We start from the raw sequence: 15,200 nt of genomic DNA on the forward strand, positions 1-15,200 counted from the left end.
ACCGCTGCCCCGAAGCTGGATTTAACGCTGTGACCGAACCCGCGAATACCCCCGATTCCGCGCCTGAGGCCGTTCCGGCTGAGGTACAGGCCTCCGAGCCGTTCGAGCAGGCGCAGCGCGATGGCCTGGAAGGGGCAGGCGGCGTTCGCGTCGGCGAGCAGCTCGTTCTTAATCTGGATGTCTTCGAAGGTCCTCTCGACGTCCTGCTGACGCTGGCGCGCGAGCAGAAGGTCGACCTGCGGCGCATCTCCATCCTGGCGCTGGCCGAGCAGTATCTCGCCTTCATCCAGGAACTGCGCAAGGTGCGCATCGAGATCGCCGCCGACTATCTCGTGATGGCGGCCTGGCTGGCCTATCTGAAGTCGCGCCTCTTGGTGCCCGAGCCTGAGAAGGAAGGCGAGCCGTCGGGTGCCGACATGGCGGCCCGCCTGCAGCTGCAGCTGCAGCGCCTGGAGGCCATGCGCAAGGTTGCCGACCAGCTGATGCAGCGCGACCAGGTCGGCCTGGCGATGTTCCTGCGCGGCAAGCCGGAAGGTGTGCGCGTCATTCGCAAGTCGGTCTACAACGCCACGCTCTACGAGCTGCTGAAAGCCTATGCCGAGTTCCGTGCCTCCAAGGGCTCGACCGAAGCGCTGACCATGAAGATGGCGCGCCGTCGCATCGTCTCGGTGGAGGAGGCGCTGGCGCGGCTGCGTAACATGATCGGGCAGATCCCCGACTGGGCGACCCTGCAGGCCTTCCTGCCGGCCGAGCTGGACGATCCGTTCACCGTGCGCTCGGCGCTCGCCTCGACGTTCAACGCCAGCCTCGAAATGGCCAAGCAGGGCCTGATCGAACTGAAGCAGGTGCAAACCTTCGGTCCCATCTACATCCGCCGCCAGGCCAATGCGCAGCCGGCGGCCCCTTCGGAAGAGTAAGTGATGCAGTCGAATGATGCGCTGCCGGTCGACGAACGGCCGGAAGAGGAAAACGAAGCTGTGGCCGTCGAAGCAATGACGGAAGCCGAGCAGGGCGACGAGACGCCTGCGGCCGAGGCCGATGCTGCAGATGGTGAGAGCGGCGCCGACGAGGCCGGCGCGAGCGATAACCAGAACGAAGAAAACGGCGACGGCGACGACGAGAATGGCGAGAAGAGCGAGGCCGACAAGGAAGAGGCCTTCACCGCCGCCGTGCGCATGGCCGAAGCCCTGCTGTTCGCCGCGGCCGAGCCGCTGGACGAGGCCACGCTGCGCAAGCGCCTGCCGAAGGGCACCCGCGTGCCGGCCGTGCTGGCCGCACTGGAGGATCAGTATCGCAGCCGTGGCGTGATCCTGAAGAAGGTCGCCGGCCGCTGGGCCTTCATGACCGCGCCGGACCTGCAGTATCTGCTGGAAGAACACCGTCAGGTGCAGCGCAAGCTGTCGCGCGCCGCCATCGAGACCCTGGCGATCATCGCCTATCACCAGCCCTGCACCCGCGCCGAGATCGAGGAGATCCGCGGCGTCAGCCTCAGCAAGGGCACGCTGGACGTACTGATGGAAGCCGAGTGGGTGAAGGTGCGCGGCCGCCGCCGCGTGCCTGGCCGCCCGGTCACCTACGGCACGACCGACGAATTCCTGGTGCATTTCGGGCTTGAGAGCATCGATGCGCTGCCGGGCCTTGAGGAACTGCGCGCTTCCGGCCTGCTGGAAGCCCTGCCGGCGAGCGGCGGTATCCCGATGCCAGGAGAGGCCCTGGATGTCGCGCCGGAAGATCCACTGGATGAGGACGATGACGGCCGCGAATTCCTCGAGCCGCTGATCCCCGAGGAAGAGACGCCGAAGGCGGAAGCGGCCTCCGATGAGGATGACGGCGCGGACGACGAAGACGAGTCCGATGACCAGGATGCGGACGAGGATTCCGACGACGACGATGACTCGGACGACGATGACTCGGACGACGATGATTCGGACGATGATGATTCGGACGATGATGACGCGGACGATGATGACGAGTCCGATAAAGACGACGAGTCCGACAAAGACGACGACGTGCCCAACCGCCAGAATGACTGAGTTCCGCCATGGCTGAACCGGTGGGACAAGCCAGCGGCCTGGACCTGATCGCGGTCAGCCATCGTTACGGCAGTCGCCGCGCCGTCGAGCAGGTCAGTCTAAGCGTAAAGCCCGGCGAAATCCTCGGCCTTCTGGGGCCGTCCGGCTGCGGCAAATCCACGACATTGCGCCTGGCGGCCGGTCTTGAGGATCTGCAGCAGGGCGAGGTGCGCATCGGCGGCGAGGTGGTGGCGGGCCGCGGCGTCAATATCCCGACCGAGCGCCGCCATATCGGCATGGTGTTCCAGGATCATGCCCTGTTCCCGCATCTGAGCGTGGCCGACAATATCGCCTTCGGCCTGAGCCGCCTGCCGCAGGCCGAACGGCGGGCGCGGGCCAAGCTCTGGGCCGACCGGCTCGGCCTGGGCGGTCATTTCGATGCCTATCCGCATCAGCTTTCCGGTGGCGAGCAGCAGCGCGTCGCCCTGGCCCGCGCAATGGCGCCGGAGCCGCGCGTGATGCTGCTGGACGAGCCGTTCTCAAGCCTCGACAGCCGCCTGCGCGACCAGATCCGCGACGAGACCGTGGCGGTGCTAAAACAGGCCGGCACGGCGACTCTGCTGGTCACTCATGATCCGGAAGAGGCAATGCGGATGAGCGACCGGATTGCCATCATGCGCGCAGGCCGGATCGAGCAGATCGACACGCCGGATCGCGTCTACGCCGCGCCGGCCACGCCGTTCGTTGCACGTTTTCTAAGCGAAACCAATGAAATCCCGGGACGGGTTGAAGGCGGCAGGGTGCATACACCTTTCGGCGCCGTAGCGGCGCCGCAACTGGGCGAGGGCAGTTCCGCCATTCTGATGTTCCGCCCCGAGGCGCTGCAGGAGCAGGACGAAGGCGGAGTGGCGCTGACGGTGGAGCGTGCGACGGCCTTGGGGGCCTATCGTCGCCTGGAAATCACAGGCGCCGGAATGAGACTGGCGGCACGATTGCCCGCGGGGCCGCTGCCCCCGCTGGGTGCGACAATACGGTTTGGTCTTAACCCAGAGTTCTGCTTCGTTTTTCCCGCCTCGTGAGGGGGTGAAAGATTGCCTTCCCCGCGCTACCTCTGCCATAGTGCGGCCCTGCGTCGGCAGGCGCCCCGCGGAAGCCGGGCAGGCCTCTCGTAGGAGGAGATAAGGGTATGGGTAGCTTTAGTTTTTGGCACTGGCTAATCGTCCTGCTGGTGATTCTGATCATCTTCGGCGCCGGCAAATTGCCGAAAGTCGCCGGCGATCTTGCCTCCGGCATCAAGAACTTCCGCAAGGGCATGAAGGAAGACGTCGACGAGAAGCCGGCCGGTCAGCCGCCGGTGATCAATCAGCAGAGCCAGCCGACCGGCGGAGCCGCCAATACCGGCGCACCGGCCGACAAGTCTGCGCAGAACTGACTGAATCAGCATGCGCGGCGGAGCGTGCAACCGCCGCGGCATAACCCAGCGGACGGCGTAGGCGGCGATGTTCGACATTGCCTGGTCAGAACTCGGTATCATCGCGGTGGTCGCCCTCGTGGTCATCGGCCCGAGGGACTTGCCCAAAGTCCTGCGCACGGTTGGCCAGTGGACGGCCAAGGCGCGGGCCATGGCGCGTGAGTTCCAGAGCGGCATCGACGACATGGTGCGCGAGGCGGAGCTGGACGAGCTGCGCAAGGCCGCCAAGCAGGTCAGCGACTTTTCGCTGGAGAAGGAAGTCAAGAAGACCATCGACCCCGATGGCTCGCTGGAAAAGAGCTTCCAGGAGACCACCAAGATCGACGATCCATTCGCCGAGCCCCAGCCGGTGATGGAGCCTCCGGCTGAGGAGAAGGCCGCTGAGGCGACGACAGCCGCGGAAGTACCGGCCGATGTCGCGGCCGCGCCCGTGCCTGCCAAGGATGAGACGAAATCGTGAGTGAACAGAAACCGGAGGACGAGGTCGAAGCCTCTCGCATGCCGCTGCTCGATCATCTGATCGAGCTGCGCAACCGGCTGATGTATTCTATCGGGGCGATCTTCGTCGCCTTCGTCGCCTGCTATTTCTTCGCGCCGTATATCTACAACATCCTGATGTATCCGCTGATCGAGGCGACCGGCACCGAAGGCCGGCGCATGATCTTCACGGCGCCGCAGGAAGCCTTCTTCACCTATATCCGTCTGGCCTTCTGGGCGGCGGCGCTGGTCAGCTTTCCGGTGATCGCCAGCCAGATCTGGATGTTCGTCGCGCCGGGCCTCTACAAGCACGAGCGCAAGGCGTTTCTGCCGTTCCTGGTCGCCACGCCGGTGTTGTTCGCCATTGGCGGCGCCTTCGTTTATTTCTTCATCATGCCGCTGGCGCTGAAGTTCTTCATCGGCTTCGAGGCGCCGGGCGGCGACGGCACAATTCCGATCCAGCTTGAAACGAAGGTCAGCGAGTATCTGTCGCTGGTGATGACGCTGATCTTTGCCTTCGGCATTGCTTTCGAACTGCCGGTGCTGCTGACCCTGCTGGGCCGGGTCGGCATCGCGACATCGGCCGGGCTCGCCGCGAAGCGCAAATACGCCATCGTCGGCATGTTCATCTTCGCGGCCATCGTGACGCCGCCGGATGTGATCAGCCAGATCGGCCTCGCGCTTCCGCTGATCCTGCTTTACGAAATTTCCATCCTCTCCGTGAAAATGATCGAGAAGGATCGCGCCAAGAAAGAGGCGGCGGAGAAGGCGGAGGCCGAAAAGGACGAGGCTAAGGAGGGGGCGCAATCCTCTTCTGCGTCCTGATGACCGGTTCTGAGTGGTAGTTTGCAATGCATGACATCAAGTTCATCCGGGAGAATCCGGAGGCCTTCGACAAGGCGATCGCCCGGCGCGGTTTGGCACCGCAATCGGCTGCGCTGATCGAACTCGACAGGAAGCGCCGCGCGGCGCAGGCCGAATTCGACCAGGTGCAGGCCAAGCGCAATTCGCTGTCCAAGGAGATCGGCGCCGCCAAGGCCAAGAAGGACGAGGCCCGGGCGCAGGAGCTGATGACCGAGGTCGGCGCGCTCAAGGATCGCCTGGCCGCCCTGGAAGCCGAGCAGAAAGAGCATGAGGCAGCGCTGAACGATGCGCTGTCGCGCATCCCCAATCTGCCCGGCGATGACGTGCCCGATGGACTGGACGAGAAATCAAATGTCGAGCTGCGCCGTTATGGCGAACCGAAGGCTTTCGGTTTCAAGCCGAAGGAGCATTTCGATCTCGGCGAGGCGCTGGGCTACATGGATTTCGCCGCCGGCGTGAAGCTGGCGGGTGCGCGCTTCACGGTGCTGAAGAGCCAGCTCGCGCGGCTGGAGCGTGCGCTCGGGCAGTTCATGCTCGACCTGCACACCACCGAATTCGGCTATACCGAGATGCAACCGCCGCTTCTGGTCAACGACGCCACCGCCTATGGCACCGGCCAGTTGCCAAAATTCGGCGACGACCTGTTCCGCACGACGGTCGGCTATTGGCTGATCCCGACGGCGGAAGTGCCGCTGACTAATCTGGCGCGCGATCTGATCATCGACGAGAGCGAGTTGCCCTGGCGCATGACTGCGCTGACGTCGTGTTTCCGCTCCGAAGCGGGCGCGGCCGGCCGCGATACGCGAGGCATGATCCGCCAGCATCAGTTCGACAAGGTCGAACTCGTCAGCATCGTTGCGCCGGAGAAGTCGGTGGAAGAGCATGAGCGGATGACCGATGCCGCCGAGACCGTGCTCAAGCGGCTTGGCCTGCCATTCCGCACCATGCTGCTCTGCGCCGGCGATATGGGCGGTGCGGCGCGCAAGACCTATGACATCGAAGTCTGGCTGCCGGGCCAGAATCAGTATCGCGAGATTTCGTCCTGTTCGAATTGCTGGGACTGGCAGGCGCGGCGCATGAACGCCCGCTGCCGTGCGCCGGGTGAGAAGCAGACCCGTTTCGTCCATACGCTCAATGGCTCTGGCCTCGCGGTCGGCCGCACCTTGATCGCGGTGATGGAGAATTACCAGAACGAGGATGGCAGCATCAGCGTGCCGGATGCGTTGCAGCCCTATATGGGCGGTTTGAAGAAGATCGAAAAGGCAAGCTGATCATGCGCATTCTGGTCTCCAACGACGACGGCATTCACGCGCCGGGCCTCAAGGTGTTGGAGAAAATCGCCAAGACCTTGTCGAACGACGTCTGGGTGGTGGCTCCGGAATTCGAGCAATCGGGCGCGTCGCACTCGCTGACGCTGACCCAGCCTTTACGGCTTCGCAAGGTCAACGCACGCAAATTCGCGGTGCGCGGCACGCCGACCGATTGCGTGATGATCGCGATGCACGAGATCTTCAAGGACAAGAAGCCGGATCTGCTGCTGTCGGGGGTCAATCGCGGCGCCAATCTGGGTGAGGACGTGACCTATTCCGGCACCGTGGCCGTGGCGATGGAAGGCACGCTGCTGGGCGTGCCATCGATCGCAATGAGCCAGTGCTTTCAGTATGGCCATCCGGTGAAATGGGCGACTGCCGAATATCATGCGCCGGGGCTGATCAAGAAGCTGCTCAAGGCCGGTTGGCCGAAGGGCATCCTGATCAACATCAATTTCCCCGACGTGGTGGCGGAATCGGTCACCGGCGTGGAGGTCGTCAAGCAGGGCCAGCGCGATCTGACTGATCTTTTGCTGGACGGCCGTGTGGACGCGCGCGGCGTGCCTTATTACTGGATCGGTTTCCGCCGGATGAAGAACAAGGCCAAGCGGCAGACCGACCTGGGCGCCACCGATAGTGGCGCGATCTCGGTCACGCCGCTGCAGCTCGACTTGACTCATACGGCGACCATGAAGGCGCTCAAGTCCGCTCTCTCTTAAGTCGTGGATACCCGCGTCATCCAACTGATCATGGAGCTGCGCCGGCAAGGCATTGCCGATACGCGCGTGCTGGCTGCGCTTGAGCGGGTGCCGCGAGACCGTTTCGTGGCCGATCAGTTCCTCAAGCACGCTTACGACAACATCGCCCTGCCGATCACGCAGGGCCAGACGATCAGCCAGCCTTTTGTCGTCGCCTATATGACCGAGGCGTTGCGGATCGGCGACCGCATGAAGGTGCTGGAGATCGGCACCGGCTCAGGCTACCAGACGGCAGTGCTGGCCAAGCTGTCGCGCCGGGTCTACACCATTGAGCGCTACCGCTCTCTCTTGCAGTCGGCCGAAAAGCGGCTGGCGGATCTCAAGATCACCAACATCACCACCAAACTCGGCGACGGCATCAAGGGCTGGCCCGAGCAGGCGCCCTTCGACCGCATCCTGGTGACGGCCGCGGCCGATCACCGGCCGGACAGCTTGATCGAGCAGTTGTCGCCTGAGGGCGGCATCATGGTGGCGCCGGTCAGCGTGTCGGCGACCGAGCAGGACATCATCCGCTATACCCGGCGTGGCAATGACGTGGAGGAGGAGCGCCTGATCCCAGTCCGCTTCGTACCGCTGCTGCCTGGGATCGCACGCGAAGCGGCAGGCTGACGCGGGAAACCGCGATCCGCCTGCGATTGAGCCCCATGCCGAAGGGGCTTAGACTTCAAGACGATGCGTTGGATTCGTGCGATAGGACAGAGACTGGTCGTGGTGGCCATGGCCGGTGTGCTGGCCGCCTGCGGGCAGCAGGCGCCGGCACCGGTGGTGTTCAACCACCAGGCGGGTTCCCGTCCGTCGCCATCGCCGTCGCGATCGACAGTGGCGACCGCGCCGCTATCGACATCGTCAGCAGCAGCAAGCTCAGTCGCGAGTCGGGCCTCTAATGTCGTGGCCGCACCGCAAATGGTGCCTGGCGTTATAACGGTGCAGCCGGGCGATACGGTCTATGCGCTGTCGCGGCGTTACGACCGGCCGGTGCGCGCCATCATCGACGAGAACGGGCTGCAGCCGCCTTACCTGCTGCAATCGGGACAGCGGATCCGCATCCCGGGCGGCCGCTTTCATACTGTGCAGGCAGGAGAGACGCTCTACAGCATCTCGCGCGCCTATGGCGTGGATCTGTATTCCACAGCGCAGGCCAACGATCTGCAGCCGCCCTACGTGATCGCCGTCGGACAGCAGCTGCGGATCCCGTCTTCCACCGGCTATGCCGTTGCTGCCGCACCGCCGCCGGCGGTTCCGTCCGGACGGAGTGTGGATGTCGAAATTCTGCCCGCACCGGGCAGCGCGCCCGCCGCTCAATCTTCGGCGCCAGCAACGCAGGTTCCGCAGGCGCAGACGCCGCCGTCGAGCCGCAGCCCCGCGCCCGTGCCGAGCGAGGCACCGTCTCAGACAGCGCAGCAAGCACCACAACAGCCGGCAGAGCAGTCAGCACCTCAACAGGAGGCCGCTGCACCGGTTGCGCCAACACCGGCGCCGTCGGCGGCCAGCAAGCCTGAGTCAGACAAGGAAACGGTTCTGCCGCCGCGTTCGGGCCGGACATTCTCCTGGCCGGTGCGCGGCCGCATCCTGTCGACCTTCGGGCCGAAAGCGGACGGGCTGCATAACGACGGCATCAACATCGCCGCTCGCGCTGGCGCGCCGGTGATCGCCGCCGAAAACGGGGTGGTCGTCTATGCCGGCAATGAACTGCGCGGCTTCGGCAATCTGCTTCTGGTGCGCCATGCCGATGGCTGGATCACCGCTTATGCCCATCTCGACAAGATGCTGGTCAAGAAAGGGCAGAAGGTAACCCGCGGCCAGGCGATTGGAACCGTCGGCACCAGCGGCGGCGTGAGCCAGCCGCAGCTTCATTTCGAAATCCGCCGGGGCACCCAGGCGGTCGATCCGGCGAAGTTCCTCTCGGTCGCCTGACGCGCGGCTATTAAGCCGAACTGCGCGGCGTGAGCGGCTTGCCCAGGCGGCCGGCGAGATCCTGAATGAACTGCCAGGCCACGCGGCCGGAGCGGGAGCCGCGGGTCATCGCCCATTCGACGGCTTCGGCGCGGAGCTGCTTCTGATCGATCTTCAGCCCGTAAGTCGCGCAGTAGGCATCCAGCATGGCGAAGTAGTCTTCCTGGCTGCAGGAATGGAAGCCGAGCCAGAGGCCGAAGCGGTCGGAGAGCGAAACCTTCTCCTCGACGGCTTCGCCAGGATTGATGGCCGTCGAGCGCTCGTTTTCCACCATATCGCGGGGCAGCAGATGGCGCCGGTTTGAGGTGGCGTAGAAGATCACGTTGTCGGGCCGGCCTTCAATGCCGCCTTCCAGCACGGCCTTGAGCGACTTGTAATGCTGATCCTCGGCATCGAAAGAGAGATCGTCGCAGAACAGGATGTAGCGACGCTTCGAGGCCCGCAGCAGCTTGAGCAGCTGCGGCAGCGTCGGGATGTCCTCGCGGTGGATCTCCACCAGCGCCAGAGCACGCGCTTTCTTGGCATTGATCGCACCGAGTACCGCTTTGACGAGCGACGACTTGCCCATGCCGCGCGCGCCCCAGAGCAGCGCGTTGTTGGCCGGCAGGCCCTTGGCGAAACGCTGTGTATTGTCGAGCAGGATGTCGCGCACGCGGTCGACGCCGCGCAGCAGCGAAATCGGCACGGCATTGATCACCGGAACGGGTTCCAGCCAGCCCGGTGCCGGGTCGGCATGCCAGACATAGGCGTCGGCGGCCTTGTCGTCGAAGGCAGGCGGCTGCGGCGGCGCAAGGCGCTCCAGGGCGGCGGCGATGCGCGCCAGGGTATCGTTATCCAGAGACGGCGTGGACGTGGCGGCGGAGACGGGGACTTTTTTCTTGGACATTGGTTGCTTCATGCCTGGCGAGGATTAGATCGTCGCCATTCTGAGGGGGCGCTTGCGTTGGCGCAACCTGTAGCGGGACCCCGAGCTTTCCGCCATAATCCGCCGCCTACAAGCCTACCGTTGAGCCGTCCAGGAGGAAATATGTACCCCGAGGTTTCGCTTCACATCGATGGCGCCTGGTGCAAGGGCGCGAGCGGCAAGTTCCTGCCGGTGCTCAATCCTGCTACCGGCGAGGAGATCGGCAAGGTCGCCCATGCCGAGAAGGCCGATCTGGACCGCGCCCTGGCTGCTGCGGACAAGGGCTTCAAGGCCTGGAAGAAGGTTTCGCCGTTCGACCGCTACAAGATCCTGCGCAAGGCGGCGGACATCATCCGCAGCCGCGCCGACGAGATCGGCAAAATCATGACGATGGAGCAGGGCAAGCCCTTCATCGAGGCGAAGGGTGAGACGCTGCTGGCCGGCGACATCATGGACTGGTTCGCCGAGGAAGCGCGCCGCACATACGGCCGCATCGTGCCACCGCGGGCCGAAGGCGTGTATCAGCTCGTCGTGAAGGAGCCGGTCGGTCCGGTCGCCGCGTTCACGCCGTGGAACTTCCCGATCAACCAGGCGGTCCGCAAATGCTCGGCGGCTCTGGCTGCGGGCTGCTCGATCATCCTTAAAGGTCCGGAAGAGACGCCGGCCTCCTGTGCAGCTCTGGTGCAGGCCTATCTCGATGCCGGCGTGCCAGCTGGCGTAATCCAGCTGGTCTACGGCATTCCGTCCGAGATTTCGGAATATCTGATCCCGCATCCGGTGATCCGTAAGATCACCTTCACGGGCTCGACCCCGGTGGGCAAGCATCTCGCCATGCTGGCGGGCCAGCACATGAAGCGCATCACCATGGAGCTCGGCGGCCACGCTCCGGCCATCGTGTTCGAGGATGCCGATGTGGACACTGCCGTGAAGGTGCTGTCGGCCAACAAGTTCCGCAATGCCGGCCAGGTCTGCGTCTCGCCGACGCGCTTCCTGGTCCATGAGTCGGTCTATGGCAAGTTCGTTGAAGGCTTCACGGCTTTCGCCAAGTCCCTCAAGGTCGGTGACGGCCTCGACAAGGATACCCGCATGGGGCCGCTGGCCAACGACCGCCGCGTGCAGGCAATGGAGATGTTCGTCGCCGATGCCGTGAGCAAGGGCGCGAAGATCGAGACCGGCGGCAAGCGCATCGGCAACAAGGGCAACTTCTTCGAGCCGACGGTGCTGACCAACATCACCACCGACATGCGCATCATGAACGAAGAGCCGTTCGGCCCGCTGGCGCCGATCATGCCCTTCTCAAAGTTCGACGAGGTGGTGGAAGAGGCGAACCGCCTGCCGTTCGGCCTAGCCGCTTATGCCTATACCAAGTCCGCAAAGACGGCCGCCGCCATCGGCGCCGCGTTCGAAAGCGGCATGGTCTCGATCAACCACCATGGCCTGGCCCTGCCAGAAGTACCGTTCGGCGGCATCAAGGATTCAGGCTATGGATCGGAAGGGGGGGCGGAGGCCATCGAGGCTTATCTGAACACCAAGTTCATCACCCAGGTCGGCCTCTGAGGCAGCCTGAAAAAGAACAGTGGAAAAGGGGCTTCGGCCCCTTTTCTCGTATCTGCGATCAACGGATCAGGGTGAGCGCGACGCCAGCCAAAGCGCAGCCACCCAGCAGCCACATCAGGCCAACATGAAACCGCAGCACGGCGATCAGCGCTGCAGCGGCGAGGGCTGCCATGGCCGGATCGATGCTGCTCCAGACGGGAATGTCCCAGGTCCAGCCGCCCCAGGATAACGGCCGCATCTCGCGGAAGACCGCATGCAGGCCGAACCACAGGGCAAGGTTGAGGATCACGCCGACAACGGCGGCAGTAATCGCCGCCAGGCCATGGGCGAAGGCTTTCACGTTGCGGGCCCGCTCGATGTAAGGCGCACCGAGGAAAATCCACAGGAAGCAGGGTACGAAGGTGACCCAGGTCGCCATCACACCGCCCAGCAGGCCGCCGAGGACGGGATCGACGCCGCCTTGGCGAAAGCCCGCCAAATAGCCGACGAAGGTCAGCACCAGGATGAGCGGGCCCGGCGTGGTTTCGGCAAGACCAAGGCCGTGCAGCATCTCGTCCGGGCCGAGCCAGCCGTAAAAATCGACGGCCTGCTGCGCGACATAGGCGAGCACGGCATAGGCACCGCCGAAGGTGACCACTGCCATCTCGCTGAAAAAGACGCTGATCTGGCTGAAGGCGTGGCTGCCGCCGAGCGTGATGTAAAGAAAGACAATCGGACCCAACCAGAGTGCGCCGAAGATCACCAGAACCATCAGGCTGCGCTGCCAGCTCGGTGCGACGGAAGGCAGAACATCACCATCCCGATGGCTGGGGCCTGGTATGATCCAGTCTTCGCGCAGGCGCCCGACTGCCCAGCCGATGACCGCCGCACCAAATACGATCAGTGGAAAGGGAATCTGTAAAACATAGATGCCGATGAAGGCTGCCGCACCGAGTCCAAGCAGGAAACCGGTTTGGATCGCGCGCTTCGCGATGCGATGCACTGCTTCGATAACGATGGCCAGTACCGCAGCCTGCAGGCCAAAGAACAATCCCTCAATCACTGGTATTTCGCGCCACAGCGCATAGACGGTGCTCAGTCCAAGCATCACCAGCAGGCCCGGAAGGATGAACAGCAATCCAGCTGCCAGGCCTCCGGCCCAGCGATGCAGCAGCCAGCCAATATAGGTGGCTAGCTGCTGCGCCTCCGGGCCAGGCAGCAGCATGCAGAAATTCAGCGCGTGCAAAAACTGCGGCTCGCTGACCCACTTCTTTTCGTCGACCACGATCCTGTGCATCATCGCGATCTGTCCGGCGGGCCCGCCGAAACTGAGCAGGCCGATCTTCAGCCAGACGCCGAAAGCCTCGCCGAAACCCGGGTGCGGTCTGCTTTCATGCTGATCCATTCTGATCCCACCCGTATCAAGCATTTCGGCGGCCAGCCATGCTGTTCAATCTGGGCACGGGCGCGCCATGCGCGACAGGCATCGGCGATCAGCATGCCACGTCAATATTTTATCATCATTCTGCATGATATCAGACAGGCCGCGCGATACCACGTACAAGACCTGAGATGACAGAGAAGTCATGGCGGGAGATCGCCAGGGAGATCGCGGGTGAACGCTGGCGATGCCGGGCAGGCTCGCGATGTCGGTGTTGCTCCTGGCGGCGAGAAGAGGCGGGGTATCGTCGAGCTGCATCAGGCGGACGGGATAGCCGGGTTCGCCCCCGGTGATGAGGGCGGCCTTGGCCCTGCGCAGCGAGCTCATTCCCGGTCGATAGTCTCCAGTAATTCTGCGTTTCGCGCCAGTGCGCTTGGCCATGCCGGACAGCGCTTCAACGGCCCTCGCGGCGCTGCCGTAATAGCGGACAAGGTTATGGATGGTGATCGGGCCGATATTCTTGCTGCGGATCAGCCGCAGCCAGCTGCGTTTCTCTGCCTCACTGAGGCGTCGCGGCCTGATCTTCACTCGTCTTCTTCTTACCGATCTTGGGTTCCTCGCCGCGCAGCAGGCGGGCGATATTCTCATGATGCCGGATGTAGACCAGCACGGTCATCGCACCGGCCAGTTCAGCGACCTGCGGCGACACGAAAAACCAGGTGAAAACCGGCGTCGCCAAGGCGGCCATCAATGCCGCCAGTGACGAGTAGCGGAAGATCACGGCAACTGCCAGCCAGGTGGCACAGGCGAAGAGGCCAGCCGGCCAGGCCGCGCCCAGCAGCACGCCGAGATAAGTGGCGACGCCCTTGCCGCCTTTGAATTTGAGCCAGACCGGGAAAAGGTGGCCGATGAAGGCAGCGAAAGCCGCCGACACCATGATGTCCGGACCATACATGCCGCCCAGCAAAGCCGCAGCCGCTCCCTTGCCGCCATCCAGCAGCAGGGTCAGCGCGGCGAGATCCTTGCGGCCAGTGCGCAGCACATTGGTAGCGCCAATATTGCCCGAGCCGATCTGGCGGATATCGCCAAGACCGCTCAGCTTGGTCAGCACCAGGCCGAAGGGGATCGAGCCGAGAATGTACCCCAGCACAATGGCGGCAAGGTAATAGGGTGCATCCATCGACCAGGAAGCCGGATCAGGCATGCTCAGCCCTCCCGCTTGCGCTGGAAGACGGTTTCGCCGCCGACCACGGTGCGCAGCGCATGGCCCTGCACGCGGCGGCCGTCATAGGGCGAGTTCTTGGCTTTGGAACGGAATTTCTTTTCGTCTACGCGCCAAGGCGTATCGAGGTCGAAAACCAGCAGATCGGCCGGCGCGCCCGGCGCGAGGCGGCCGCTTTCGAGCTTCAAGAGCTTGGCCGGATTACAGGTAAGGCAAGCCAGCAGTTTCAGCAGCGGAACCGAGCCGTTGTGATAAAGCTCCAACGTCAGCGGCAGCAGCGTTTCCAGTCCGATGATGCCGAACTCGGCTTGCGCAAAGGGCAGGCGCTTGCTTTCCGGATCCTGCGGCGCATGAGCGGACGAGATCACATCGATGGTGCCATCGGCGATCGCGTCCACCACCGCCTTGCGGTCTTCCTCGACGCGCAGCGGCGGCTTGACCTTTGCGAAGGTGCGATAGTCGCCAACATCGTATTCGTTGAGCGAGAAGTTATGCGGCGCAGCGCCGGCGGTGATGCGCAGGCCGCGCAGCTTGGCGCGGCGCACGGCATCGAAGGAGTCGCGGGTCGACAGATGCGAGGCATGCAGCCGCCCATTAGTGACTTCCAGCAGGCGGATATCGCGCTCCAGCAGGATCGTTTCGGCAATCGCCGGAATGCCGGCGAGGCCAAGCCGCGCGGCGACTTCGCCTTCATTCATCACGCCGCCTTTGGCCAGGGACGGTTCTTCGCAGTGCTGCATCAGCAGCAGGTCGAAGGTGCTGGCATAGGACAGCGCGCGGCGCATCAGCCGGGCATTGGCAATGGCCCGGTCGCCATCGGTGAAGGCAACGGCACCGGCCTGGGCCAGCAGACCCAGTTCGGTCATTTCCTCGCCCTTGGTGCCGCGCGTGACAGCCGCAGCAGGCAGAACGCGGACCACAGCCGTATCGGCCGCGCGCCGAGCGATGAATTCCACCAGTGCGACCTCGTCGATGACGGGATCGGTATTCGGCATCGCCACCACGCTGGTGATACCGCCAGCCGCAGCCGCGCGTGCGCCGGTGGCAATCGTTTCCTGATGCTCTGCACCCGGCTCGCGCAGCCAGACATGCATGTCGATCAGGCCGGGGCAGAGGCAATGGCCCTGGCAGTCGATGATTTCGGTATCGCCGGCAAAGCTGCTGCTGGTGGCGAGCTTGGGGCCGAGATCGACGATGCGATCACCTTCGGTCAGCAAAGCGCCTTTGACGTCGAGCCCGGTGGCGGGGTCGAGCAGGCGCGCGTTGGTATAGAGCTTGCGGCGGCGAGCCATGATGGTTTCTCGTTCTTCGC

At 64.0% G+C, this 15,200-nt stretch carries 16 protein-coding genes; 11 read left to right on the forward strand and 5 right to left on the reverse strand.

All coding sequences use genetic code 11. From position 1 onward, the window contains the following. Positions 1-29: 29 nt before the first annotated feature. From Q0603_RS17125 to Q0603_RS17170, 10 genes are all read left to right on the forward strand, one after another. The gene (locus Q0603_RS17125; RefSeq protein WP_298727964.1) at positions 30-917 is read left to right on the forward strand and encodes a ScpA family protein; all 888 of its coding nucleotides are present in this window, start codon (positions 30-32) and stop codon (positions 915-917) included. Between the two features lie 3 nt (positions 918-920). Beyond that, positions 921-2,033 carry an SMC-Scp complex subunit ScpB gene (scpB, locus tag Q0603_RS17130; protein WP_298728057.1) on the forward strand — a complete coding sequence of 371 codons (1,113 nt, stop codon included), beginning with the start codon at positions 921-923 and terminating at the stop codon, positions 2,031-2,033. Positions 2,034-2,041: 8 nt separating this feature from the next. Then, positions 2,042-3,091 carry an ABC transporter ATP-binding protein gene (locus Q0603_RS17135; RefSeq protein WP_298727966.1) on the forward strand — a complete coding sequence of 350 codons (1,050 nt, stop codon included), beginning with the start codon at positions 2,042-2,044 and terminating at the stop codon, positions 3,089-3,091. Positions 3,092-3,198: 107 nt separating this feature from the next. Next, entirely contained in the window at positions 3,199-3,444 is a 246-nt protein-coding gene (locus Q0603_RS17140) for a twin-arginine translocase TatA/TatE family subunit (protein WP_298727967.1), read from the forward strand. A 67-nt stretch (positions 3,445-3,511) separates the two neighbouring features. Then, positions 3,512-3,943 (forward strand): Sec-independent protein translocase protein TatB, encoded by a 432-nt coding sequence (gene tatB, locus Q0603_RS17145; protein ID WP_298727969.1) that lies wholly within the window; start codon positions 3,512-3,514, stop codon positions 3,941-3,943. Next, positions 3,940-4,785: a twin-arginine translocase subunit TatC gene (gene tatC, locus Q0603_RS17150; RefSeq protein ID WP_298727971.1), complete on the forward strand. Its 846-nt coding sequence runs from the start codon at positions 3,940-3,942 to the stop codon at positions 4,783-4,785. The genes tatB and tatC overlap by 4 nt, the downstream gene beginning before the upstream one ends. Positions 4,786-4,811: 26 nt before the next feature. Continuing rightward, on the forward strand, positions 4,812-6,095 hold the full coding sequence (serS, locus tag Q0603_RS17155; protein WP_298727973.1) for a serine--tRNA ligase: 1,284 nt from the start codon (positions 4,812-4,814) through the stop codon (positions 6,093-6,095). A 2-nt stretch (positions 6,096-6,097) separates the two neighbouring features. Next, positions 6,098-6,853, forward strand: coding sequence for a 5'/3'-nucleotidase SurE (gene surE / locus Q0603_RS17160; RefSeq protein WP_298727975.1), 756 nt, complete (start codon positions 6,098-6,100; stop codon positions 6,851-6,853). Between the two features lie 3 nt (positions 6,854-6,856). Then, on the forward strand, positions 6,857-7,501 hold the full coding sequence (locus Q0603_RS17165; protein ID WP_298727977.1) for a protein-L-isoaspartate(D-aspartate) O-methyltransferase: 645 nt from the start codon (positions 6,857-6,859) through the stop codon (positions 7,499-7,501). Between the two features lie 63 nt (positions 7,502-7,564). Further along, positions 7,565-8,806 (forward strand): LysM peptidoglycan-binding domain-containing M23 family metallopeptidase, encoded by a 1,242-nt coding sequence (locus tag Q0603_RS17170; RefSeq protein WP_298727979.1) that lies wholly within the window; start codon positions 7,565-7,567, stop codon positions 8,804-8,806. Between the two features lie 10 nt (positions 8,807-8,816). Here Q0603_RS17170 and Q0603_RS17175 read toward each other — a convergent pair whose 3' ends face one another. After that, complete coding sequence (locus Q0603_RS17175) at positions 8,817-9,731, reverse strand: ATP-binding protein (protein ID WP_298727981.1); 915 nt, start codon at positions 9,729-9,731, stop codon at positions 8,817-8,819. Between the two features lie 141 nt (positions 9,732-9,872). On the opposite strand from Q0603_RS17175, the gene Q0603_RS17180 reads away from it, so the two are divergent. Further along, positions 9,873-11,306, forward strand: coding sequence for an NAD-dependent succinate-semialdehyde dehydrogenase (locus Q0603_RS17180; protein ID WP_298727983.1), 1,434 nt, complete (start codon positions 9,873-9,875; stop codon positions 11,304-11,306). A gap of 58 nt (positions 11,307-11,364) precedes the next feature. Here the strand turns inward: Q0603_RS17180 and chrA are convergent, their stop codons facing one another. Genes chrA through pyrC form a run of 4 tightly spaced genes read right to left on the reverse strand, consistent with a single transcriptional unit; the run spans position 11,365 to position 15,180 of the window. Beyond that, positions 11,365-12,690: a chromate efflux transporter gene (chrA, locus tag Q0603_RS17185; protein WP_298727985.1), complete on the reverse strand. Its 1,326-nt coding sequence runs from the start codon at positions 12,688-12,690 to the stop codon at positions 11,365-11,367. A gap of 45 nt (positions 12,691-12,735) precedes the next feature. Further along, on the reverse strand, positions 12,736-13,254 hold the full coding sequence (locus Q0603_RS17190) for a hypothetical protein (RefSeq protein WP_298727987.1): 519 nt from the start codon (positions 13,252-13,254) through the stop codon (positions 12,736-12,738). Beyond that, a complete protein-coding gene (plsY, locus tag Q0603_RS17195; RefSeq protein WP_298727989.1) occupies positions 13,226-13,870 on the reverse strand; it encodes a glycerol-3-phosphate 1-O-acyltransferase PlsY in 645 nt (214 codons plus the stop codon). The genes Q0603_RS17190 and plsY overlap by 29 nt, the downstream gene beginning before the upstream one ends. A gap of 2 nt (positions 13,871-13,872) precedes the next feature. Further along, positions 13,873-15,180 carry a dihydroorotase gene (gene pyrC, locus Q0603_RS17200; protein ID WP_298727991.1) on the reverse strand — a complete coding sequence of 436 codons (1,308 nt, stop codon included), beginning with the start codon at positions 15,178-15,180 and terminating at the stop codon, positions 13,873-13,875. Between the last annotated feature and the right edge of the window lie 20 nt (positions 15,181-15,200).

Source organism: uncultured Ferrovibrio sp. (assembly GCF_937960835.1).
Taxonomy (GTDB): Bacteria; Pseudomonadota; Alphaproteobacteria; order Ferrovibrionales; family Ferrovibrionaceae; genus Ferrovibrio.